Annotated in this window: 18 protein-coding genes; 10 read left to right on the top strand and 8 right to left on the bottom strand. The window is 66.3% G+C overall.

Going from position 1 to position 22,522, the window contains the following annotated elements; all coding sequences use genetic code 11:
* The first annotated feature begins 192 nt into the window (after nt 1-192).
* The 3 genes from R1H25_RS11120 to pilB all read left to right on the top strand — a co-directional run bounded on the left by R1H25_RS11120 (nt 193) and on the right by pilB (nt 2,941).
* A complete protein-coding gene (locus tag R1H25_RS11120; RefSeq protein WP_317223594.1) occupies nt 193-642 on the top strand; it encodes a pilin in 450 nt (149 codons plus the stop codon).
* A 74-nt stretch (nt 643-716) separates the two neighbouring features.
* Nucleotides 717-1,136: a prepilin-type N-terminal cleavage/methylation domain-containing protein gene (locus R1H25_RS11125; protein ID WP_317223595.1), complete on the top strand. Its 420-nt coding sequence runs from the start codon at nt 717-719 to the stop codon at nt 1,134-1,136.
* Nucleotides 1,137-1,213: 77 nt separating this feature from the next.
* The gene (gene pilB / locus R1H25_RS11130) at nt 1,214-2,941 is read left to right on the top strand and encodes a type IV-A pilus assembly ATPase PilB (protein ID WP_164158864.1); all 1,728 of its coding nucleotides are present in this window, start codon (nt 1,214-1,216) and stop codon (nt 2,939-2,941) included.
* Between the two features lie 105 nt (nt 2,942-3,046).
* Here the strand turns inward: pilB and R1H25_RS11135 are convergent, their stop codons facing one another.
* Complete coding sequence (locus tag R1H25_RS11135; RefSeq protein WP_049447478.1) at nt 3,047-4,420, bottom strand: sigma-54 dependent transcriptional regulator; 1,374 nt, start codon at nt 4,418-4,420, stop codon at nt 3,047-3,049.
* A 60-nt stretch (nt 4,421-4,480) separates the two neighbouring features.
* Nucleotides 4,481-6,094, bottom strand: coding sequence for an ATP-binding protein (locus R1H25_RS11140; RefSeq protein WP_317223596.1), 1,614 nt, complete (start codon nt 6,092-6,094; stop codon nt 4,481-4,483).
* 405 nt (nt 6,095-6,499) lie between these two features.
* On the opposite strand from R1H25_RS11140, the gene sucC reads away from it, so the two are divergent.
* From sucC to R1H25_RS11155, 3 genes are all read left to right on the top strand, one after another.
* A complete protein-coding gene (sucC, locus tag R1H25_RS11145) occupies nt 6,500-7,669 on the top strand; it encodes an ADP-forming succinate--CoA ligase subunit beta (protein ID WP_004154430.1) in 1,170 nt (389 codons plus the stop codon).
* Nucleotides 7,670-7,689: 20 nt separating this feature from the next.
* Nucleotides 7,690-8,565, top strand: a complete 876-nt coding sequence (gene sucD / locus R1H25_RS11150; RefSeq protein WP_005410793.1) for a succinate--CoA ligase subunit alpha — start codon at nt 7,690-7,692, stop codon at nt 8,563-8,565.
* Nucleotides 8,566-8,795: 230 nt separating this feature from the next.
* On the top strand, nt 8,796-10,430 hold the full coding sequence (locus R1H25_RS11155; protein ID WP_317223597.1) for an NAD+ synthase: 1,635 nt from the start codon (nt 8,796-8,798) through the stop codon (nt 10,428-10,430).
* A gap of 146 nt (nt 10,431-10,576) precedes the next feature.
* Here the strand turns inward: R1H25_RS11155 and R1H25_RS11160 are convergent, their stop codons facing one another.
* Together R1H25_RS11160 and R1H25_RS11165 are read right to left on the bottom strand one after the other, a co-directional pair.
* The gene (locus tag R1H25_RS11160; protein ID WP_317223598.1) at nt 10,577-11,779 is read right to left on the bottom strand and encodes a lipase family protein; all 1,203 of its coding nucleotides are present in this window, start codon (nt 11,777-11,779) and stop codon (nt 10,577-10,579) included.
* A gap of 222 nt (nt 11,780-12,001) precedes the next feature.
* The gene (locus R1H25_RS11165) at nt 12,002-12,889 is read right to left on the bottom strand and encodes an outer membrane protein assembly factor BamD (protein WP_317223599.1); all 888 of its coding nucleotides are present in this window, start codon (nt 12,887-12,889) and stop codon (nt 12,002-12,004) included.
* 113 nt (nt 12,890-13,002) lie between these two features.
* On the opposite strand from R1H25_RS11165, the gene rluD reads away from it, so the two are divergent.
* Genes rluD through R1H25_RS11185 form a run of 4 tightly spaced genes read left to right on the top strand, consistent with a single transcriptional unit; the run spans nt 13,003 to nt 15,701 of the window.
* A complete protein-coding gene (rluD, locus tag R1H25_RS11170) occupies nt 13,003-13,992 on the top strand; it encodes a 23S rRNA pseudouridine(1911/1915/1917) synthase RluD (RefSeq protein WP_049447468.1) in 990 nt (329 codons plus the stop codon).
* Nucleotides 13,992-14,762 carry a peptidoglycan editing factor PgeF gene (gene pgeF, locus R1H25_RS11175; protein WP_317223600.1) on the top strand — a complete coding sequence of 257 codons (771 nt, stop codon included), beginning with the start codon at nt 13,992-13,994 and terminating at the stop codon, nt 14,760-14,762. The genes rluD and pgeF overlap by 1 nt, the downstream gene beginning before the upstream one ends.
* Nucleotides 14,763-14,764: 2 nt before the next feature.
* Nucleotides 14,765-15,289 carry a DUF4166 domain-containing protein gene (locus R1H25_RS11180; RefSeq protein ID WP_317223618.1) on the top strand — a complete coding sequence of 175 codons (525 nt, stop codon included), beginning with the start codon at nt 14,765-14,767 and terminating at the stop codon, nt 15,287-15,289.
* Nucleotides 15,264-15,701, top strand: coding sequence for a thiol-disulfide oxidoreductase DCC family protein (locus tag R1H25_RS11185; protein ID WP_317223601.1), 438 nt, complete (start codon nt 15,264-15,266; stop codon nt 15,699-15,701). Before R1H25_RS11180 ends, R1H25_RS11185 begins: the two co-directional genes overlap by 26 nt.
* A gap of 94 nt (nt 15,702-15,795) precedes the next feature.
* Here R1H25_RS11185 and otsA read toward each other — a convergent pair whose 3' ends face one another.
* The 4 genes from otsA to R1H25_RS11205 all read right to left on the bottom strand — a co-directional run bounded on the left by otsA (nt 15,796) and on the right by R1H25_RS11205 (nt 22,347).
* On the bottom strand, nt 15,796-17,160 hold the full coding sequence (gene otsA / locus R1H25_RS11190) for an alpha,alpha-trehalose-phosphate synthase (UDP-forming) (protein WP_154349547.1): 1,365 nt from the start codon (nt 17,158-17,160) through the stop codon (nt 15,796-15,798).
* Nucleotides 17,157-18,938, bottom strand: a complete 1,782-nt coding sequence (locus R1H25_RS11195; RefSeq protein ID WP_317223602.1) for a glycoside hydrolase family 15 protein — start codon at nt 18,936-18,938, stop codon at nt 17,157-17,159. The genes otsA and R1H25_RS11195 overlap by 4 nt, the downstream gene beginning before the upstream one ends.
* Nucleotides 18,939-18,977: 39 nt before the next feature.
* A complete protein-coding gene (gene otsB, locus R1H25_RS11200) occupies nt 18,978-19,736 on the bottom strand; it encodes a trehalose-phosphatase (protein WP_049447463.1) in 759 nt (252 codons plus the stop codon).
* A 175-nt stretch (nt 19,737-19,911) separates the two neighbouring features.
* A complete protein-coding gene (locus R1H25_RS11205; protein WP_317223603.1) occupies nt 19,912-22,347 on the bottom strand; it encodes a TonB-dependent receptor in 2,436 nt (811 codons plus the stop codon).
* Nucleotides 22,348-22,522 lie beyond the last annotated feature (175 nt).

Raw genomic sequence — 22,522 nt, forward strand, 5'->3', positions numbered from 1 at the left:
ATCAGGGGGGTTCCCATCCGTGAATTTGCTGCCATCATTGGCGCGGGGAAATCGGGGAGACGCTGCCATGGGAGATTGGCACGTAACCTGCGTTGATCCACCCGCGGGGACGGACTGCCTGCTCATCCGGTCATTTGGCCGGCCGGCACCCCCCCCGACATCAACCACCACTTATCTTGGGGATGTACCACCATGAAGAACCAGAAGGGCTTCACCCTGATCGAACTGATGATCGTCGTTGCGATCATCGCCATCCTGGCCGCCATTGCGCTGCCGGCGTACCAGGACTACACCATCCGCGCCAAGGTGTCGGAAGGTATTGTCCAGGCTGATGCTGCCAAGCTGGCAGTTGCTGAGACCGCTCAGTCGCAGGGTATCTTGGCGACCAAGGTAACCAACGAAGAAGCTGCGGGTTATGTCAGCAAGGCGACCACCAATGTGAAGTCGGTTGGCATCGCAAATGGCGTGATCACCGTCACCACTCAGGCGACGGGCGCGACGGCTGATCCGGTTCTGGTCCTGACCCCGACCCAGACTGACCTGGACTCGCCGATTACTTGGGCTTGCACCTACACTGCGGGTGAAGCTAAGCACGTTCCCGCCAGCTGCCGCACCAAGGGCGCTAAGCCGTCGGGCAGCTAATAGCGAGTTGTCAGAAAGCAAAGGCCCCGCAATGCGGGGCCTTCTTTCTTTGGCCGTTTGCCCAGAGGGGAGCGATGGGAAGGCTTGATAGAGGTTTCGCCCTCATCGAGATGGTGATCGTCATTGCGATCATCGGCGCACTCGCGGTGATGGCATTTTCTGCTTATCGGGATTACACCGTTCGGGCGCGCGTTGCAGAGGCAATTGTCGCTGCGGCGCGCTACAAGGCAGCTGTTGCCGAGAATTTGGAAGGCCAAGTTGCGCTTGATGCGAGGGCATGCAGCAACGTCGATACATTATCCGCATCCACATCCAACATTCAGAGCATTACGTGCCACGATGCAGGCGTCCTGCGAGTTGAGACGACTGCATATGCTGGTGGTGTGATCCTCGAGTTCAGCCCTGCGTTCAGCAAGGAAGGGGCACTCATTTGGGCTTGTGGTTTATCGAGAGGAAGAGCCCGTCACGTTCCAGCGGCCTGCCGTCCCGCTTGATCTGGCTGTTGCATGCGATTGCAGGTGTTCCAAGCTCGAGGTGTGCGGTAACCTGCTGAAGGGAGTAGGAGCTTTCGATGAATACCGTAACCACCGCCAACCTCGTCGGCATCACCGGCCTGGCCCGCCGCCTGGTCCAGGACGGCGCCCTCGACGAGGCCACCGCCCGCGACGCGATGGCCAAGGCCACGGCCGCCCGCCAGCCGCTGCCCACCTGGTTCGCCCAGAACAAGCTGGTCAGCGCCTCGCAGCTCGCCGCCGCCAACGCTGTCGAGTTCGGCATGCCGCTGTTCGACGTGTCCACGTTCGACGCCAGCCAGAATGCGATGAGCCTGGTCAGCGAGGAACTGCTGCGCAAGCACAACGTGCTGCCGCTGTTCAAACGCGGCGGCAAGTTGTTCGTGGGTACCAGCAATCCGACCCATGCGCTGGACGAGATCAAGTTCCACACCAATCTGGTGGTGGAGCCGATCCTGGTTGATGAAGACCAGATCCGCCGGACGCTGGAGCAGTGGCACGCCAGCCACGACACCATCGGCGACGCGCTCGGTGGCGATGACGAGGGTATGGCCAACCTCGATGTCGGGTTGGGTGACGAGGACAATGCCGGCGGCGACTCCGGCATCGACGCCAAGGGTGACGACACCCCGGTGGTGAAGTTCGTCAACAAGGTGCTGGTCGACGCGATCCGCAAGGGCGCATCGGACATCCACTTCGAACCCTACGAAGACGATTACCGCGTGCGCCTGCGCATCGACGGCTTGCTGAAGATGGTGGCGCGCGCGCCGGTGAAGTTGAACCAGCGCATTGCCGCGCGCCTGAAGGTGATGGCGCAGCTGGACATCGCCGAGAAGCGCGTGCCGCAGGACGGTCGCATCAAGCTCAACCTGTCCAAGACCAAGCAGATCGACTTCCGCGTCAGCACGCTGCCGACCCTGTTCGGCGAGAAGGTGGTGCTGCGTATCCTCGATGGCAGCGCGGCCAAGCTGGGTATCGACAAGCTGGGCTACGAGCCGGACCAGCAGAAGCTGTTCCTGGAGGCCATCCACAAGCCGTACGGCATGGTGCTGGTGACCGGCCCCACCGGTTCGGGCAAGACGGTGTCGCTGTATACGGCGCTGGGCATCCTCAACGATGAGACGCGCAACATCTCCACTGCCGAAGACCCGGTGGAAATCCGCCTGCCCGGCGTCAACCAGGTACAGCAGAACAACAAGCGCGGCATGACCTTCGCCGCGGCACTGCGCTCGTTCCTGCGACAGGATCCGGACATCATCATGGTCGGCGAAATCCGCGACCTGGAGACGGCCGAGATTGCGATCAAGGCGGCGCAGACCGGCCACATGGTGCTGTCCACGCTGCATACCAATGATGCGCCGCAGACCATCGCGCGCCTGATGAACATGGGCATCGCGCCGTACAACATCACCAGCTCGGTGACGCTGGTGATCGCGCAGCGCCTGGCGCGCCGGCTGTGCGGCAACTGCAAGCGCCCGGCGAATCTGCCGGAGCATGCGCTGCTGGCCGAAGGCTTCACCCAGGCGCAGCTGGACGCAGGCATTGAGCTGTACGAGGCGGTGGGGTGCGATGAGTGCACCGAAGGCTACAAGGGCCGTACCGGTCTCTACCAGGTGATGCCGATGACCGATGAGATCGCTACGATCGTGCTGGCCGGTGGCAATGCACTGCAGATTGCCGAGGCGGCGCAGCAGATCGGGGTGAATGATCTGCGGCAGTCGGCGTTGAAGAAGGCGGCGGCGGGTGTGACCAGCCTGGCCGAGATCAATCGCGTTACCAAGGATTGAGGTAGAGCCGAGCCCATGCTCGGCTGAGGGACCGAAGAGCAGCCGAGCGTGGGCTCGGCTCTACAGTAGATCCACGCCATGCGTGGATGGCGCGGTCCCGACCGCTTACTCCATCCCCAGCTTCTTCAGCTTGTAGCGCAGTGCGCGGAAGGTAATCCCCAGCTGCGCAGCGGTGCGGGTCTTGTTCCAGCGGTTCTCTTCCAGCGCGCGCTGGATGGCGCTGCGCTCCAGCTGCTCGATGTACGAGGGCAGGGCGGCGCTGCCGGGCTGCAGGTCGGCCACGGCTTCGGCGGGCGCGGCACTGCCCGGCGCACGCGGCGCGTGTTGCGGCAGGCGCAGGTCATCGGCGCCGATGCAGTCTTCCTCGGCCAGGGCCAGCGCGCGTTCCAGGATGTTCTCCAGTTCGCGCACGTTGCCGGGGAAGGCGTACTGCGCCAGTGCCTCCAGCGCCGAAGGCGCCAGCAGCGGGGTAGCACGGCCGTGGCTGCGGGCCAGGCGTGCCAGTACCGCGGCGGCCAGTTCCGGCAGGTCCTGGCGGCGCTCGCGCAGCGGCGGCACCCTCAGTTCGATCACGTTGATGCGGTAGTACAGGTCGTGGCGGAAGCGCCCATCCTCGACCAGCTCGGCCAGGTCCTTGTGGGTGGCCGAGAGGATGCGTACGTCCACCGGCTCCTCATTGGCCGCACCGACCGCGCGCACCGACTTTTCCTGGATCGCGCGCAGCAGCTTGACCTGCATCTGCAACGGCAGCTCGGCCACTTCGTCCAGGAACAGGGTGCCGCCGTGCGCAGCCTGGAACAGGCCGGGCTTGTCGGCATGGGCGCCGCTGAAGCTGCCCTTGCGATGGCCGAAGAACTCGCTCTCCATCAGTTCGCCGGGAATGGCGCCGCAGTTGACCGGTATGAACGGTCCGGCCGCACGTGCGCCCTGGGCATGGATGGTGCGCGCGACCAGTTCCTTGCCCACGCCCGATTCACCGAGGATGTAGACCGGTGCCTGGCTGCGCGCAACCTTGCCGATGGTGGTGCGCAGCACGTCCATGGCCGGCGAAGCACCCAGCAGGCGTGCGCCTTGTTCGGCAGCAGGGCCGGGCACGGGACGTTCGGTGTTGTTGAGTTCCAGCGCATGCTTGACCAGGCCGCGCAGCACCGAGATGTCCACCGGCTTGCTGACGAAGTCGAAGGCGCCGGCCTTCAGTGCTTCCACCGCCAGGTCCATGCTGCCGAACGCGGTGATCATCGCCACCGGCGTGCGCGGGTAGTGCTGGGCGATCTCGCTGACCAGCTCGATGCCGTTGCCGTCCGGCAGCCGCATGTCGGTGATGCAGAGATCGTACGGATTGCTGGCGAGCAACTCGCGTGCTTCGGCCAGGTTGGCGGCAGTACTGATGCGCAGCCCCATGCGGCCGAGGGTCAGTACCAGCAGTTCGCGGATGTCGCGTTCATCGTCGACGACGAGGGCGCTGCGGGTTTCATTCATGGGCGTGAAAGATAAACGAGGGGGCTGGAAGCGACAAATGTTTGACGCACAGATCTGGAATCAGGTGGGCAACAGCGTGTGCGGGCCGGGCAGCACCAGACGGAAGCAGGAGCCGCCAGCCGGCACCGGGATGTAGTCGAGCCGTGCCTGGTTGGCGCGGCACAACTCGCGGGCGATATACAGGCCCAGGCCCGTGCCATGCTCGGAGGTAGTGAAGAACGGGCGGAACAACTGCGCCGCCACGGTCTCGGGAATACCGGGGCCACGGTCCATCACGTCGATCACCGCGCTGCGCTCGTGCTGCGCCACGCGCAGGCGCACGCGCGCCGGCTGCTGGCCGACGCGGCCGTATTTCAGTGCGTTGTGCACCAGCACGGTCAGCACCTGGTAGAGGTGCTTAGTGTCGACCTGCGCCATCACCGCCGTGTCACTGATGATCGGCTCGATGCTGTCGGTCTCCAGCGTCTGGCCCTGCTTGTACTCCAGCACGAAGCGTCGCACGAAGGCGACCAGGTCCACGTTCTCGGGCGTGGCACGCTCACGGCGGGCGAGGCCAAGGACGCTCTCGACGATGCCGTTGGTGCGCTGGCACTGCTGGCGGATGATCTGCAGCAGGCGGCGGTCGCTTTCGTTGAAGCCAGTGCCTTCCTCGAGCAGCTGCACGGCATAGTTGATCGCCGCCAGCGGGTTGCGGATCTCATGGGCGAGGCTGGCCGAGAAGCGGCCCATCGCTGACAGGGTGAGCGATTCGGCGCGGCGCGAGACCACGCTGGAGTCGTCCAGGAACACCAGGGCCAGCTCGCTGCCGGCCAGCAGGCGCGCAAAGCGTGGCTGCACTTCGGGTTGGTCGGGGTTGAGCTGCAGCGGCAGTTCGTCCTGCGCCCAGCCGTTGCGCCAGCGCTGCAGGCGGCGCGCCAGTTCCGGCGCGGCGCTGGCCAGGTCCAGGCGTCCCGTCTCGCCAATGCCGTCGTTGTCGCCGAGCAGCATCGAGGCCGCTTCATTGGCCAGGGTGATGCGGTTGTCGGCGTCCACCACCAGCACGCCGGTGCGCATGCGGCGGATGATCAGTTCGTTGATCTGGAACAGGTTGGCCACTTCGTCGCCGCGCTGGTTGGCCAGCTGCTGGTTGCGACGGGCGCGACTGCCCACCTGGTAGCTGATGAAGGCCAGTGCCAGGTAGCTGGTGGCGAACATGGCCAGCTCGGCCAGGGTGCGGGTGGGGTCGCCGCCTTCGAGCACCTTCCAGAGGTATTCGGTACCGGTGGCCAGGCTGGCAGCGACCGCCAGGCCCAGGCCCCAGGTCAACGGCAGCAGGGTGGCGGCAGCGGCGATGTTGAACAGCAGCGACATCGAGATACCGGCGCTGGCGCCGGGCAGGGCGTGTGCCAGCAGGGTGGCGGCGATGATGTCCACCAGCACGCTGCTGACCACGATCGGGCGCAGCCAGCGTTCGTTGCGGCCAATCACCAGGGCCAACAGCGAAAGCACGAGATAGATGGCCGCGACGGTATCGGCCAGGCGCGGGTGATGGGCCTCGCCGACCATGCCCGACAAAGGGCTGTAGAGCAGGCCGGCGATGACCGCGGCGATCAGCACCCGGTACAGCGCAAAGAAGTACAGCTCACGCCGCGGGATCGATTCGATGCGGTCGATCAATGAAGCACTGGGTGACACGCCGGAACTCCCCTTCTGGCTGCCTGGGTCTGGAATCTGCGGCGGGCCTGCCTGGCATCCCCTGAAGCCGGGCGGGTTCGTCGCTTCGATGTGGCCTGCGGTGGAAGCGGTCGAGCAACCTCGACTCTACACACCCTGGCTGACCAGTATAGGGCCCACGGACAGGTGCCGCCGGAGCGCTCTGGATCGCGCATTTGGCCCGCTGTGGATACCGGTGGCCAACCGCGGCCCGGGCGCAACTGCCTGAATGACGGTGGAAATCTGGCCGGCTGTGGCGTTTTGTACAGACTTCTTTGCGCCCCGGCGCTGGCTCGGCCACAATAGTGGGCCCGCCGCGGTCCATGCCGGCGCCCCGCCGGGGCCCTGAGGAATTGCGTGCGGTCGTTCCTATTCCCACGGTGACGCATGAATTTCCACGAATACCAGTCAAAACAACTGCTTGCCGAGTACGGCATCCCGGTCCCGGCCGGCAAGGTCGCTGCGACCCCGGACGAAGCGGTTGCCGCTGCCAACTCCCTGGGCCAGGGCCCCTGGATGGTCAAGGCGCAGATCCACGCTGGCGGCCGCGGCAAGGCTGGCGGCGTCAAGTTCTGCAAGACCACCGACGACGTGAAGGCCGCTGCGGCCAAGATGCTCGGCACCAAGATGGCCACCTACCAGACCGCTGGCGTTGAACTGCCGGTCAACCTGGTGCTGGTGACCACCGCCGGCGAGATCGTCAAGGAACTGTACCTGTCGGTGCTGGTTGACCGTGGCACCAAGACCATCACCTACATCGCCTCTTCGGAAGGCGGCGTGGAGATCGAGCAGGTCGCCGCTGAAACCCCGGAGCTGATCCACTCGCTGAACGTCGACTTCGTCGAAGGCGTGCAGGGTTACCACGGCCGTGATTTCGGCTTCAAGCTGGGCCTGACCGCCAAGCAGGCCGGCCAGTTCGCCAGCATCATGGTGAATCTGTACCGCCTGTTCAACGAAAAGGACCTGGCCCTGGTTGAAATCAACCCGCTGGCCATCCTGGACGACGGCAACCTGTACGCGCTGGACGGCAAGTTCGACAGCGACGACAACGCCGCGTTCCGCCAGAAGGCCCTGGTCGCCATGCGCGACAAGACCCAGGAAGATCCGACCGAAGTGATCGCTTCGGAGCTGGACATCAACTACGTCACCATGGACGGCAACATCGGCTGCATGGTGAACGGCGCCGGCCTGGCCATGGCCACCATGGACGTCATCAAGCTCAACGGCGGCGAGCCGGCGAACTTCCTGGACGTGGGCGGCGGTGCCAACAAGCAGCGCGTCATCGAAGCGTTCAAGCTGATCCTGTCCTCGGACAAGGTTGAAGGCATCTTCGTCAACATCTTCGGCGGCATCGTCCGCTGCGACATGATTGCCGAAGGCATCATCGCCGCCGTGAAGGAAGTAGGCGTCAAGGTTCCGGTCGTGGTGCGCCTGGAAGGCACCAACGTGGAAGAAGGCAAGCAGCTGCTGCGTGACAGCGGCATGGCCATCATCCCGGCTGACAACATCAACGATGGCGCCAAGAAGATCGTTGAAGCTGTCAAGAACGCTGCCTGATCCGACACCAAGGAATTCCCATGTCTGTTTTGATTAACAAGAACACCAAGGTGATCGTGCAGGGCTTCACCGGCCAGCAGGGCACCTTCCACGCCACTCAGATGATCGAGTACGGCACCCAGGTTGTTGGCGGCGTGACCCCGGGCAAGGGTGGCACCACCCATATCGACCTGCCGGTCTTCAACACCGTTGCCGACGCCGTGCAGAGCACCGGCGCCAATGCTTCGGTCATCTACGTGCCGCCGCCGTATGCGGCCGACGCGATCCTGGAAGCCGCTGCTGCCGGCATCAAGGTCATCGTCTGCATCACCGAAGGCATCCCGGTGCTGGACATGCTGCGCGTCAAGAACGTGCTGACCCGTTCGCATCCGGACACCGTGCTGATCGGGCCGAACTGCCCGGGCGTCATCACCCCGGGTGAGTGCAAGATCGGCATCATGCCGGGCCACATCCACCAGCCGGGCAAGATCGGCATCGTGTCGCGTTCGGGCACCCTGACCTATGAAGCGGTCAAGCAGACCACCGAAGTCGGCCTGGGCCAGTCCACCTGCATCGGCATCGGTGGTGACCCGATCAACGGCCTGAACTTCGTCGACTGCCTGAAGCTGTTCAACGAAGACCCGCAGACCGAAGGCATCATCATGGTTGGCGAAATCGGCGGCGACGCTGAAGAAGCCGGTGCCGAGTACATCAAGAACCACGTGAAGAAGCCGGTCGTCGGTTTCATCGCGGGTGCTTCGGCTCCGGCCGGCAAGCGCATGGGCCACGCCGGTGCGATCGCCTCGGGCGGCAAGGGCACTGCCGAAGGCAAGTTCGCTGCCATGGAAGCGGCCGGTGTCGTCACCGTGCGCTCGCCGGGCGACCTGGGCGCTGCCATCGCCAAGCTGGTGAAATAAGATCGACTGCCTCCGGCAGACGATGCTGTAGAGCCGGCCGCTGGCCGGCTGCTGAAACAGAAAGGCCGCCCCCGGGCGGCCTTTCTGCGTCTGGTGCCCGGCCATCCCGGTAACCCCATCCACGCATGGCGTGGAGTTACTGAGCCAGGGCTGTCCACGCAGGGAGCGTGTCCGGCGCGCGCATGGCGCAGCGCTACAATGGCGGCATTGCAACCACAGGCTGGATTCCCATGGCTTCGATCCGCATCGCGATGGCGCAGTTCGATTTCCCGGTCGGCGATGTCGCCGGCAACACCGAGCGCATCATCGAGATGATCGGCCAGGCGCGCGACGAGTACGGTGCCGAGCTGGTGATGTTCCCCGAGCTGGCGGTGAGCGGCTACCCGCCGGAAGACCTGCTGCTGCGTCCCGGCTTCCTGTACGAATGCGAGCAGGCGATCGGTCGTATCGCCGCCGCCTGCCGTGGCATCACCGCCGTGGTCGGCTGGCCGCAGGCCGCCGGCGCGGTGGTCTACAACGCCGCCAGCGTGCTGCGTGACGGCCTGGTGGAGCAGACCTACCGCAAGCGCGAGCTGCCCAACTACGCGGTGTTCGATGAGCGCCGCTACTTCGATGTCGATCCGGATGGCGGCAGCTGCGTGTTCGAGATCAACGGCATCCCGGTGGGCCTGCTGATCTGCGAGGACCTGTGGTTTGCCGAGCCGATGGCCGACACCATGCGCGCTGGCGCGCAGTTGGTGGTGGTGCCGAATGCTTCGCCGTACGAGCGTGGCAAGCACGCCCAGCGCGACGCCGTGTTGGCGGCGCGCACCCGTGAGAGCGGGGCAGCGATTGCCTACCTCAACGTGGTCGGTGGCCAGGACGCGCTGGTGTTCGACGGCGCCTCGGTGGTGGCCGATGGCGACGGTACCGTGCACCCGGCCGCCGCCGCCTTCGTCGACCAATGGCTGGTGGTGGAGTACGACGGTGAAACCCGCCGCTTCATGCCGCACGTGTGGATGGACGACGGCGACGAGAGCATGGACGCGCTGGCCTGGCGCGCGGTGACCCGTGGCATCCAGGACTACTGCCGCAAGAACGGCTTCAAGAAGGTGTGGCTGGGCCTGTCCGGCGGCATCGACTCGGCGATCGTGCTGGCCATGGCCGTGGACGCGATGGGCGCCGATAACGTCACGGCGGTGCGCCTGCCGTCGCGCTACACCGCCGGCCTGTCCAATGATCTGGCCGCGGAACAGTGCCAGGCACTGGGCGTGAAGCTGGAGGCGGTGTCGATCGAACCGGCCTTCAAGGGCCTGATGGAATCACTGGCGCCGATGTTTGAAGGCACGACCCCGGACGTGACCGAGGAAAACCTGCAGTCACGCAGTCGTGGCGTGATCCTGATGGCGCTGGCCAACAAGTTCGGCGGCCTGCTGCTGACCACCGGCAACAAGAGCGAGTACGCGGTCGGCTACGCCACGATCTACGGCGACATGTGTGGTGGCTACGCGCCGCTGAAGGACCTGTACAAGACCGAGGTGTTCGGGCTGTCCAAGTGGCGCAACACCGTGGGTGGCGCGCCGGTGATCCCGCCAGCGGTGATCAGCCGTCCGCCGTCGGCCGAGCTGCGCGAGAACCAGCTGGACCAGGATTCGCTGCCGGCCTATGACGTGCTGGACGGCATCCTGTACCGCTACATCGACCAGGAGCAGTCGCGCACGGAGATCGTGGCCGCCGGTTACGACGCGGCCGTAGTCGACCGCGTGCTGCGCCTGGTGCGCATCAGCGAGTGGAAGCGGCATCAGGCCGCGCCGGGGCCGAAGGTCTCGCGCCGGGCGTTCGGCCGTGAGCGTCGTTACCCGATCAGCAACGGCTACAAGGGCTGAGGCAGCGGGCGGTGGGCCTTGGCCCGCCGCTACCGGGCCCTCCACGCGTGGGCGTGGATCTGTTGTAGAGCCGAGCCATGCTCGGCTCAGAGACAGTCGAGCGTGGCTCGACTCTACATTTCGGGCTGTCCACGCATGGCTTGGATTTACGGGGACTCGTCCAGTACCTGTTCCAGATGGGCGGTCTCGGCCGCTTCATTGAAGTGCGCATCCCCCAGCCGTGCGCGCACGAACGCCAGGCCATCCGCAGCGGCCGCGTCCAGCGTGCCGCGGTGGTCGACCGGGTAGCGTCGGAACGCGACCGGCTCACCACGCAGGGCCAGGCCTGCGGCATACAGCAGGGTGGTCAGATAGGGCACGTCGCGGTCCTCGCTGCCGTGGCCCAGCATCAGCGGTTGGCTGAAACCGCGGCGCGGTATGCCGAGATAGTCGTACAACACCGCCCAGATGCCCGGCACGCTGGTCAGCGGTGCAGTGAACATGCTGCCGGTATTCGTACCGTCCAGCGTGGCGGCCAGTTCGCCCAGGCACTGCTCGCGTGCCACTGCCACGCGGGCGCGGCCGGTGTCGCTGAGGACGCGGTCGATCTGCGGCGCGACCTGCAGCAGGCCATCGAGCAGATACGCGTGATACGCATTGAGCGCGCCAGGATTGGCGGTGCGGTTGTCCGGTTTCATCACCAGCGCGGTCAGCTCGACCGCGGTGGGCGTACCAGTGGTGAAGCTGCCGCGGTAGTGCAACGCCGGCCCGCCATAGGTGGGGGCGATGTGGCCTGCCGTGAGCGCGGCGGCGCCGCCCTGCGAATGGCCGACCGAGACCCACCGCGGCGACAGCGTTGCGGTGCCCAGGTACTGGCGGCTGGCTTTGATAAGGTCGATGGCGTTGCGCGCGGCAGTGCGCACATGCAGATAGGCATGGTCACCTGGATTGCCGAGGCCCTGGTAGTCTGCGGCCACCACCGCATAGCCCTGTGCCAGGAACTGATCGAGGAAGCGTCCGTCGCGTTCGGGTTGGTAGGGGCCGGACACTGAAGGCGCACAGCGGTCCGCGATGCCCTGGGTGCCATGTGCCCACGACACCACCGGCCAGCCACCTGCAGGAGCCGCGCCGGCGGGCAGGTACAGCAGGCCGGTGCCTTCGGCCAGCCGGCCGCGATGGTCCGGGGTGCGGTAGTGCAGCTTGTAGGCCTGCGCGGCCTTGGACGGTACCCATGACGCGCGATAGGGGGCCGCGGACAGCAGATCGCCCGGTGCATCCGGTGCGGCAGCCAAGGGGCCGGAGGACAGCGTCAGCAGGGTGGTGGCGAGGAGGCAGGCCAGGGGGCGGATACGGCGGGGCGGTGGGGTCATGGGGCGCTCCTTCACGGCCGGGATGGCCATTGCGCCGCAGTGTGGAGGGCCTCGCCAGAGCAGGCTGCGACCGGCGTCGCATCCGCCGGGGATTCGTAGAATTCCTAGACGGGATGCGGGATGCCGCCGATGAAGGAGCGTCGTGCGTGGTGCGTCTTGCGAAGAGCAGTCGAGCATGGCTCGACTCTACAAAAGGGAAGGGCCCCTTGCGGGGCCCTTTTCTTACTTCTTTTCCAGTCGCGCGTTGCGCTGGCCGGTGCTGGCGGACTTCTCGCCGGCGAACGGGTTCAGCTTGCGGATCATCCACGGGTACTTCGGCCACTTGCCTTCCAGCCACGGGTGGTCCGGCTGGTTCAGCTGCAGGACGCGGCGGGCGTCGTCGGCCAGGGTCTTGTTGCCCAGGTGGGTGTAGGAATCGGCCAGCACAGCTACGGCGTCGTACTGGAAGGCGCTCTGCGGGTAGGTTTCCAGCAGGTAGTTGGCGCGACCCACGGCCGAGACCCAGGCGCCGCGGCGCATGTAGTACAGGGCGTTGTCCAGCTCGTGCTGGGCGAACACGTCACGCAGCTCCAGCATGCGCTGGCGCGCATCGGCGGCATAGCGGCTGTTCGGGTAGCGCTCCACCACGATGTTGAAGTCCGAATACGCCTGGTGCGGCGTGGACAGGTCGCGGCGGCTTGCATCCAGCGACCATACGCGGCGCAGGAAAACCGTACTGCGATTGGAGTTGGCCAGGCCGCGCAGGTAGTACATGTACGCGATGTTGCGGTGGGTCGGGTAGGTACGGATGAAGCGGTCGATGCTGGACACCGCGTCATCGTGCTTGCCGGCCTTGTACTGTGCGTAGGCGGTTTCGATCATCGCCTGTTCGGTGTACGGGCCGTACGGATACTGGGCCACCAGGCGGCGGAAGCTGGATTCAGCCCCGCTCCAGTTGCCACCCTGCATCAGCTTGTGGCTCTTCTCGTACAACTGTTCGACCGGCGTCCCTTCATCGGGGCGATCGCCCTTCTTGGCACCACGGTGGCAGCCAGTGGCGGCGATGACCAGCACCAGCAGCAGGGCGGTGAGGCGGACGGGCGCGGAGAGCATGGCGGAGCGTCGGATCATGAGGTCGAGGCGGGACGCGGCTGGAATACGAAGGGTCGATGATAGCCTAGTGTCCTGTCCAGCGACTGAAACCGGCCGCCGGGACCCCAAAATTTCAAAGAATCCCCCCTGCCATGTCTGAACAACCCTCTGAATCGGCCCGCCAGGCCATCGTCCCCGACACCGCCGCCGGCCGTCGTTTCGACGCCGTGGTGGCCGAATTGTTCCCCGAATACTCGCGTTCGCGCCTGACCGAGTGGATCAAGACGGGCGACGTCCTGCTGGATGGTGCCCAGGTGCGCCCGCGCGATCCGCTGCGCGGCGGCGAGGTCGTGACCCTCAACGTGGTGCTCGAAACCCAGACCGACGCCCAGCCGGAGGACATCCCGCTGGACGTGCTGTTCGAGGACGAGCACCTGCTGGTGATCAACAAGCCGGTGGGCCTGGTGGTGCACCCGGGGGCCGGCAACCACAGCGGCACCCTGGTCAACGCCCTGCTGTTCCGCGACCCGTCGGTGGCGGTGCTGCCGCGCGCCGGCATCGTGCACCGCCTGGACAAGGACACCAGCGGCGTAATGGTGGTGGCCAAGACCCTGGAAGCGCAGACCGCGCTGGTCGAGCAGCTGGCCGCACGCGACGTGCATCGCCAGTACCTGGCCATCGTGATGGGTGCGCTGGTGGCCGGCGGTACCGCCGATGCCCCGATCGACCGCCACCCGCGTGACCGCCTGAAGATGGCGGTGCGCGAAGACGGCAAGGAAGCGATCACCCACTACCGCCTGCGCGAGCGCTTCCGTGCGCACACCGCGCTGGAGTGCCGCCTGGAGACCGGCCGTACCCACCAGATCCGCGTGCATATGGCGCACGTGCGCCATCCGATCATCGGCGACCCGCTGTACGGCGGTGCACTGAAGCTGCCCAAGGGCGCCAGCGACGAGCTCGTGGCCGCGCTGCGTGGCTTCAAGCGCCAGGCCCTGCATGCCGAGACGCTTGAGTTCACCCATCCGATCACCGGTGAGCCGGTGCGCAACACTGCGCCGGTGCCGGACGACATGCTGCACCTGATGAAGGTGCTGCGCGAAGACAGCGAAGCGTTCGCTGCGCGCGAGCGGGATCGCTGGTGATGGCGGCCGCGCTGCCGGTGCTGCAGGCGGACTGGCCGGCGCCTCCGGGCATCCATGCGCTGACCACGCGTCGGCACGGCGCGGGCATTTCGCCGGCACCGTTCGCGCAGTTCAACCTGGGCAACCGGCACGCGGCCGATGGTGACACCCCGGCCAACGTCGAGCACAACCGCCAGCTGCTGCAGCAGGGGCTGGCGCTGCCGTCAGCACCGCACTGGCTGCGCCAGGTGCACAGCAGTACGGTGCTGCGCTTCAACGCACCACCTGTGGAAGGAGCGAGCGAGCCGGTGGCCGATGCCGCGGTGACCTCGGTGCCGGGCGTGGTGCTGGCGATCCTGACCGCGGACTGCCTGCCGGTGGTGTTCGCCGCTGTCGATGGCAGCGAGGTGGGCGCCGCCCATGCCGGTTGGCGCGGGCTGGCCGACGGCATGCTGGAGGCCACCGTGGCCGCCATGCAGACCCCAACGGCGCAGCTGCGGGCCTGGCTGGGCCCCGCCGCCGGGCCGGCTGACTACGAGATCGGCGAGGAGGTCTACCACGCCTTCGTCGGGCACGATCCGGCTGCCGAGGCGGCCTTCGTGGCGACCCGGCCGGGCCACTGGAAGGTGGACCTGTTCGCCCTGGCACGGCAGCGCCTGCAGGCGGCGGGCATGGACCCGGCGCAGGTGCATGGCGGTACGGTGTCGACCATGGCCGATCCGGACCTGTATTCGCACCGGCGCGACCGTCGCACCGGGCGCATGGCGACGCTGGCCTGGATCGCGCCCTGACCCTGCCGCTGTTCGCGCGCGTGCTGGGGCCGGCCTTCGCCAGCCTGGCGGCGCCGGTGCAGGCGCTGCATGCCGCACCACTGCCGTGCCGCTACGCAGGGCAGGCACGGATCAAGCGTGGGCCGCACTGGCTGGTACCCGTGCTGGCCGCGTTGGCGCGGCTGCCGAAGGACGGCGATGCGCTGCCGACCGAGGTGGCGTTCAATACACGCGGGCAGGGCGAGCAATGGGCGCGGCGTTTTGGCCGCTGGCCGATGGCGTCGCGGCTGTGGGGCCACGAGGGATACCTGCGCGAGCAGTTGGGCGCGGTGCGCTTCGAATTTGATCTGCAGGCGCACGAGGGTGGCATCGACTGGTCGGTCCGTCGGGTCTGGGCCTTCCGGCTGCTGCCGCTGCCGAGGCGCTGGTTTGGTGGCGTGCGTTGCCGTGAAGCCTGGCAGGGTGAGCGTTACACTTTCCTGGTCGATGTGACGCTGCCCTGGGTGGGAGCCCTGATCCGCTATGAAGGCTGGCTCGAACCGCACTGAGGCTGGCGTCGAGGCCGGCAATGCGGTGATCGTGTTCGATGGCGTATGCGCGCTATGCAACCGCTGGGTGCGTTTCCTGCTGCGTTTCGACCGCAGGGGGCGCTACCGCTTTGCGGCGATGCAGGGGGCGCAGGGCAGTGCGATGCTGCGCACGCACGGGCTGGATCCGCAGGACCCGATGTCATTCCTGTTGCTGGATGCGCAGGGCGCCTGGACCGATACCGATGCGATCCTGCGTGTGCTGGCGGGATTAGGCGGCGCCTGGCGCCTGAGCGGCGTGCTTCGGTCAGTGCCGCGCGGCTGGAGAGATGCCGCGTATCGCGCGCTGGCGCGCAACCGTTATCGCTGGTTCGGGCGGCACGACGCCTGTTACCTGCCCGCACCGGAGCAGGCCGCGCGGTTCCTGGATTGATCGCCTGTCTTCTGTAGAGTCGAGCCATGCTCGACTTGCTTTTTCTCCTGCTAATAGCAGTCGAGCATGGCTCGGCTCTACAGGAACGCGTGCTTCAGCCCTCCAGCGCGTCCAGGTAGCTGCGGCGCCAGTGGTTGATGTCATAGGTCCGCAGGTGATCCATCATCGCGTGCCAGCGTTCCTTGCGCTTGCGCAGCGACATCGTTGCTGCGGTGGCGATGGCATCGGCCACGCCGTCCAGATCATGCGGGTTCACCAGCAGTGCCTGCTTCAGTTCGTCGGCGGCGCCGGCCAGCAGCGACAGCACCAGCACGCCGGGATCTTCCGGGTCCTGCGAGGCGACGTATTCCTTGGCCACCAGGTTCATGCCATCGCGCAACGGCGTGACCAGGCCGACCGCCGCCGCCCGGTAGAAGCCGGTGAGGGTGGCATGGGTGAAGTTCTGGTTGACGTAGCGCAGCGGTGTCCAGTCAGGTTCGGCGTGGCCACCGTTGATGTGCCCGGCGATCTGTTCCAGCTGGCTGCGCAGCTGCCGGTACTCGGTGACATCGCCGCGCGAGACCGGGGCGATCTGCAGGTAGGTCAGCGAGCCGCGCTGGTCGGGATGGCGCTCAAGATACCGTTCGAAGCCGAGGAAGCGCTCGGGCAGGCCCTTAGAATAATCCAGGCGGTCGACGCCGATCGCCAGCTGGCGGTCACGCAGGCTGTTGCGCAGGTTCTTCACCGCAGCCTTAGTCGCGGCGGTGCCGGCCTGGCGTGCGATCAGCTCGGTGTCGATGCCGATCGGGAAGGCAGCGGCACGGAAGCGGCGCCCGCCCGGTGCTTCCAGCTCGCCGTTGTCGAGTACGCGACCGCCACCGAACAGGCGCAGGTAAGTCTGGAAGCGATCGGCGTCGCGTTGGGTCTGGAAGCCGACCAGATCGTAGGCATACAGCGCGGAGAACAGCCGCAGGTGGTCGGGCATCGCCTGCAGCAGGTCGGCCGACGGCATCGGGATATGCAGGAAGAAGCCGATGCGGCAGCCGATGCCACGCTCGCGCAGCAGTGCGCCGAGCGGGATCAGGTGGTAATCGTGGATCCAGACGATGTCGTCCTCGCGCAACAGTGGCGCCAGCTTGTCAGCGAACAGCGCGTTGACCTTGTGGTAGGTCTCGCGCGTGCCACGGTCGTAGTCGACCAGATCCAGGCGGAAGTGCAGCAGCGGCCACAAGGTGCGGTTGGCGAAGCCGTTGTAGTAGCCGTCCACCTCGCGCTTGCTCAGGTCGAGGGTGACGAATTCAATGTCACCGTCTTTCTGTGTGTGCAGCGTGCCGCTGCCGTCGCGCACGCTCTTGCCACTCCAGCCGAACCACATGCCACCGCGTTCCTTCAGCGCGGCCAGCAGGCCCACCGCCAGGCCGCCGGCGCGGTTCTCGCCCGGCACGGCCACGCGGTTTGAAACCACCACCAGACGACTCACGATGCCTCCTGCCAGGACCGCGACAGGCGCATCGCGGCTGTGATCAGGCCAACGTGCGAATAGGTCTGCGGGAAGTTGCCCCAGGCTTCGCCACTGTCGAAGGCCAGATCCTCCGACAGCAGGCCCAGGTGGTTACGCTGCTTCAGCAGCAGCTCGAACATCTCGCGCGCTTCGTCCATGCGCCCGATTGCCGCCAGCGCATCGATGTACCAGAAGGTGCAGATGGTGAAGCTGGTTTCAGGCTCGCCGAAGTCATCCGGTGCGACATAGCGGTAAAGCGAATTGCCATGCTTGAGGTCGCGCCCTATGGCATCGACGGTGGCAATGAAGCGTGCATCCATCGCGTCGATGAAACCGATGTCGGCCAGCAGCAGCAACGAGGCATCCAGCCGATGGCCGCCGAAGGTATCGGTGAAGTGGCCCAGCTCCTCGCTCCAGGATTCGGCCATGATGCGGGCGTGGATGGTGTCGGCGCGCTCGCGCCAGTAGCGTGCGCGGTCATCACGCTTCAGCCGCACGGCGATCTTGCACAGGCGGTCGCACGCCGCCCAGCACATCGCGCTGGTGTAAGTGTGCACTTCAGTGCGGCCGCGGAACTCCCAAAGGCCGGCATCGGGTACGTCGTGCAGGGCAAATGCCTGTTCGCCCAGCGGTTCCAGGCGGGCGAAGGTGTGCGCATCGCCCGGGTCCTGCAGGCGCCGGTCGAAGAACAGCTGGGTGGAAGCCAGCACCACGCTGCCGTAGACATCGTGCTGGCGCTGCACCCAGGCCAGATTGCCGCGCCGTACCGGGCCCATGCCACGGTAGCCGGACAGGCTGGGAACCTCATCCTCGTCCAGCTTGGCCTCGAAGCCGATGCCATAAAGCGGCTGCAACGTGCCGTCGGTGGTGGCCAGGTTGAAGATGTAGCCGAGGAACTGTTCCATCGTGCGCGTCGCGCCGAGGCGGTTCAGCGCACGCACCACGAACGCGGCATCACGCAGCCAGCAGTAACGGTAGTCCCAGTTGCGCACGCTGCCGGGGGCTTCCGGAATGGAGGTGGTCATCGCCGCGATGATCGCGCCGCTGTCCTCGTACTGGCACAGCTTCAGGGTGATCGCACTGCGGATCACCGCGTCCTGCCATTCCAGCGGAATGGACAGGTAGCGCACCCATTCGCGCCAGTAGTCGCGGGTACGCTGGAAGGCTTCCTGCACGTAGCCGCTGATCGAGCGGTTGAGGGATTCATCCACGCCCAGGATCAGGTGGACGGGATGGTTGAGTACGAATGGCAGGCCGTCGCGTACGAAGCGCACTGGCACGTCGGTGGTCAGCCGCAGCACATGCTCCGGCAGGATCCAGCGCACGTGGTTGCTGCCCCAGGTGGACTCGGGCACGCGTGCGCCCCAGTCCGCCAGCGGGCGTGCGCGTACGGTGATGCGGGGGCTGCCGGCCAGCGGACGCACCTGGCGGATCAGGCTGACCGGGCGGTAGAAACGGTCATTCTGGCGCCAGCGGGGGGCGAAATCGAGGATTTCCAGTTCACCACCATGCGCGTCGCGCAGGACGGTGCGAAGGATCGCGGTGTTGGTCAGATATTCCTGCTCGCTGCTCGCGAAGTCCTCCAGCTCGATGGCGAAGTCGCCACCGGTCTGCTGGTTGGGGCCGAGCAGGGCACAGAAGGTGGGGTCGCCGTCGAAGGTGGGCAGGCAGCTCCAGACAACGCGGGCACGTTTGTCGACCAGGGCGCCGAAGCTGCCGTTGCCGACCACGCCCAGATCAAGATCGGGTTGGGTCATCACGCGGTACATCTCGGTTGCGGCCGTGGGGTGGCCGGGTCAATAGGCATTCTCACGCAGCCAGGCGTGCACGCTGCGTATGTCGGGCAGCGCGAACACCGCCTTGCTGGGTTCACGTTCGCCCACCAGCACGCTCCAACCATGCTGGCCGTTGGCGGCGTCGAAGCCGAATTCGTCGGTGAGGTCGTCACCGAGGAACACCGGCAGGCGGCCACGGAAGGGCAGGTACTGCATCATCCGGCGCACGGCACGGCCCTTGTCGGTGCCGACGGGCACGAACTCGACGACATGGTCGCCAGGTTGCAGGCGGTAGCTGGCACGGCCGCGCACGTGGCGGTCGGCGAAGGCGCGGACATCGCTGGCGGCGTGCGGCGCGCCGCGCCAGTGCAGGGCCAGGCCGACGCCCTTGTCTTCCACCAGTACGCCGGGATACCCGTGGGCAAAGCGCATCGCCTGCTGGTGCAGTGCGTGCAGCCACTCGGCGGTATCGTCGTCGTGTTCGTCGCGCAGCACACGACCGTCCTCGCCACGCAGTTCGTGGCCATGCAGGCCGGCGGCGGGCAGCTTCAAAGGCGCGAACAGTTGATCCAGCTGTTCAAGCGGGCGACCACTGACCAGTGCCACGGCACCTTCCAGGCGGTCGCTGATGCGGCCGATGGCTTCACGCACATCCGGCAGCAGCTGCACGGCGTCCGGGCGTGCAGCGAATTCGATCAGGGTGCCATCGACATCGAGGAACAACGCGCACGCGTCGTCCAGCAATGGCGGTGGCGGGCGCAGGGGGAGCGGTTCAGCCATGACGCGCAGCTTGCCAGCGTGCGCGTGTACGTGGGGTCGAGGGCAGGCTACGAATCAGGGTAGTGCTGGCCGCTGGCCGGCAACTTCATGGTTCATGGATGCAGCCTGCGGTTGCCCGCCAGCGGCCGGCACTACCGTGTCGTGCGGATCAACGGTCCGCACCCAACAAGAGCGATCAGAACGTATAGCGGACGCGGCCGTAGTAGTAGGCGCCGTTGCTGCCGATCGGCGACAGCACGTCGTACGGCAGGTTGCCGAAGTAGTGGATATCGCTGTTGGATCGATCCGGATAGTTGTCGGTCAGGTTCTGGCCGCCGATGGCCACGCTCCACTGCGGCGTGATGCGGTACTCCACTTCGGCATCCAGCTGCCATTCGGCCTGGTAGGTCTGGCGCGGGATGTAGCCGTCACCGAAGTTGAACACGCGGGTGGCGCTGCCGTAGCGGTTCACGCGGGTGCTCAGCGACCAGTGGTCGTTGCTCCATGCCGCCGAGAAACTGCCGCGCGTACGCGGTGTGGCATCGGTGAGCGTGTTGGTCTCTTCGATGCCAAACAGCACGTAGTCCGGATTCAGCGCACGCAGCTGTGCCGGCGTGGCCAGCACGTTCTTCAGCGTGGTCTTGGTATACGCATAGGTGCCGGTCAACAGCAGCTGGCCATCGCCCAGCGACTGGCGCCAGTTGCTTACCAGCTCGGCGCCTCGGGTACGGGTGTCGGCGGCATTGACGAAGAAGCTGGCGCTCTGCAGGCCGCTGACGCCGTAGTTGGCCGCCACGTAATCGGTCAGTGCATCGCCAGTGATGCTCTCCGACAGCGCGATGCGATCGTCGATGTCGATCTGGAAGAAGTCCAGTGACAGGTCGAAATGCTCGCCGATGCGGCTGGTGAAGCCCAGCGAGGTGTTCAGCGATTTCTCCGGCTTCAGATTCTGCGCACCCAGGCCACGCGCGATTGGATTGTTGACCGACAGCAGGCGGCCCTGCACCAGCTGGCCGCCAGCGTTGTAGCCGGTGGAGGTGGACTCGTAGCCGATCTGCGCCAGCGACGGCGCGCGGAAGTTGTTGGAGATGGCGCCACGCAACGCGAACGCCGGGGTGAATTCGTAGCGCAGGCCGAGCTTGCCGGTCAGTTCGCCACCGAAATCGTCGTTGTGCTCGTAGCGGGCGGCCAGATCGGTGGAGAACTTCTCACCGAACTGGCTGGACAGGCTGGCGTAGGCGCTGGCGACATCGCGCGAAAGGCGCGCCGCATCCTGCGGGGTCAGGCCACCACCGGCCTGCGAACCGGTCGGGCGGTCGGTGTACGGGCCGGCGGCGTAGCTGGCCGGGTCGCCGGGACGGGTCTGGTAGCGCTCATGGTGCGCTTCCACGCCCAGGCCCAGGGTGTGGCTGATGCTTTCGCTCTGGGTGTACACGCGGCTCAGGTCGAGGTTGCCCACGGTCTGCGCGTACTCGTAGTCGGCGGTCTTGAAGCGGGTCGGGCTGGTCGGGCCAAGCGACGCGTTGAGCGAATCACGCAGGCGGTAGGTGAAGTCGTTCTGGCCGTAATCCAGGCTGCCGTCGTAGCTCCATTCGCCCCACTGCCCACGCACGCCGGCCACGGCCTGCACGTCGCGGTTCTCGCCCTCGGAGATCGGCCGGTAGCCGTTCGGATAGACCTGCTTCCAGTTGGCATCGCCATCGGGGTAGCGGAAGTAGTTTGCGCCTTCGGTATCGCGCTGGTTGAAGGTGCCGAACGCGTAGAACGTCGAGGTCTGGCCCACCGGGATATCGGTGTTCAGCCACAGGTTGATGTCCTTGCTCTTGCCATCGCCCAGCACATAGTTGCGCTTGCCCTGCAGCGCCAGGTTGCCCGGGGTCTGGTCCCACGGGGGAATCTGGTCGAAGCCGGCGCGGTTGGTGCCGTTGCGGTGCTTGTACTCCAGGCCGACGCGCAGGAAGCCGCCGTCCTCGCCCAGCGAGGTGCCGACCTTGGCGCTGATGTTGCCGGTCTGGCCGTCGGTAAGGGTACGCCCGATCGGGTTCAGGTCGGTGTGGTTGGCACCGTAACTGGCCTCGATCTCGCCACCGTCGCCGCCGTTGTCGAGGATCACGTTGATCACACCGGCCACCGCATCCGAGCCGTAGAGTGCGCCGGCGCCGTCGCGCAGCACTTCGATGCGCTTGATCGCGCTGACCGGGATCGAATTGAAATCAACCGGGGTGGTGCCCTTGCCGATCTTGCTGTCGGTGTTGACCAGCGCGGTGTGGTGGCGGCGCTTGCCGTTGACCAGCACCAGCACCTGGTCCGGCGACAGGCCGCGCAGCTGTGCCGCGCGCACGTGGTCGGCGCCACCGGAGTTGGACTGGCGCGGGAAGTTGAACGACGGCAGCAGCGCCTGCAGCGCGCTGCCCAGTTCACCGTTGACCACGCCGGCCTTGCGGATGTCCTCGGCGGTGAGCACGTCTACCGGCGAGGTGGATTCGAGCACGGTGCGGTCGGCGGCACGGGTGCCGGTGACGATCACCGTGTCCAGGTTGGTGGCGTCCTGGGCCAGGGCCGGGACGGCGGCGGAGGAAAGCGCAAGGGCGATGGCGAGGCCGAGCGGCGACGCGGGCAGGCGGACGGACATGGGGGCTCCAGCAACAACGACGACAGGGAAGGGGGAGATAGTTTCACTTACATCCATCCGGATGAAGCGATATATTATCTTCGCGTGATGGCCGGTGCCGATGCAAGTCCCTGCCGGTCCGGCATGAGCTGATGCCCGGTTGGCATCAGCACGCCGGGCCAGTGGCGCTGTACGC

This window comes from Stenotrophomonas veracruzanensis (assembly GCF_032911525.1).
Lineage (GTDB): Bacteria > Pseudomonadota > Gammaproteobacteria > Xanthomonadales > Xanthomonadaceae > Stenotrophomonas > Stenotrophomonas africana.

Bases quoted from the DNA above. Each gene is read 5' to 3' on its own strand.
- R1H25_RS11120 (WP_317223594.1), top strand. From the start codon at position 193: ATGAAGAACCAGAAGGGCTTCACCCTGATCGAACTGATGATCGTCGTT.
- R1H25_RS11125 (WP_317223595.1), top strand. From the start codon at position 717: ATGGGAAGGCTTGATAGAGGTTTCGCCCTCATCGAGATGGTGATCGTC.
- pilB (WP_164158864.1), top strand. From the start codon at position 1,214: ATGAATACCGTAACCACCGCCAACCTCGTCGGCATCACCGGCCTGGCC.
- R1H25_RS11135 (WP_049447478.1), bottom strand. From the start codon at position 4,420: ATGAATGAAACCCGCAGCGCCCTCGTCGTCGACGATGAACGCGACATC.
- sucC (WP_004154430.1), top strand. From the start codon at position 6,500: ATGAATTTCCACGAATACCAGTCAAAACAACTGCTTGCCGAGTACGGC.
- sucD (WP_005410793.1), top strand. From the start codon at position 7,690: ATGTCTGTTTTGATTAACAAGAACACCAAGGTGATCGTGCAGGGCTTC.
- R1H25_RS11155 (WP_317223597.1), top strand. From the start codon at position 8,796: ATGGCTTCGATCCGCATCGCGATGGCGCAGTTCGATTTCCCGGTCGGC.
- R1H25_RS11160 (WP_317223598.1), bottom strand. From the start codon at position 11,779: ATGACCCCACCGCCCCGCCGTATCCGCCCCCTGGCCTGCCTCCTCGCC.
- R1H25_RS11165 (WP_317223599.1), bottom strand. From the start codon at position 12,889: ATGATCCGACGCTCCGCCATGCTCTCCGCGCCCGTCCGCCTCACCGCC.
- rluD (WP_049447468.1), top strand. From the start codon at position 13,003: ATGTCTGAACAACCCTCTGAATCGGCCCGCCAGGCCATCGTCCCCGAC.
- pgeF (WP_317223600.1), top strand. From the start codon at position 13,992: ATGGCGGCCGCGCTGCCGGTGCTGCAGGCGGACTGGCCGGCGCCTCCG.
- R1H25_RS11185 (WP_317223601.1), top strand. From the start codon at position 15,264: ATGAAGGCTGGCTCGAACCGCACTGAGGCTGGCGTCGAGGCCGGCAAT.
- R1H25_RS11195 (WP_317223602.1), bottom strand. From the start codon at position 18,938: ATGACCCAACCCGATCTTGATCTGGGCGTGGTCGGCAACGGCAGCTTC.
- otsB (WP_049447463.1), bottom strand. From the start codon at position 19,736: ATGGCTGAACCGCTCCCCCTGCGCCCGCCACCGCCATTGCTGGACGAC.
- R1H25_RS11205 (WP_317223603.1), bottom strand. From the start codon at position 22,347: ATGTCCGTCCGCCTGCCCGCGTCGCCGCTCGGCCTCGCCATCGCCCTT.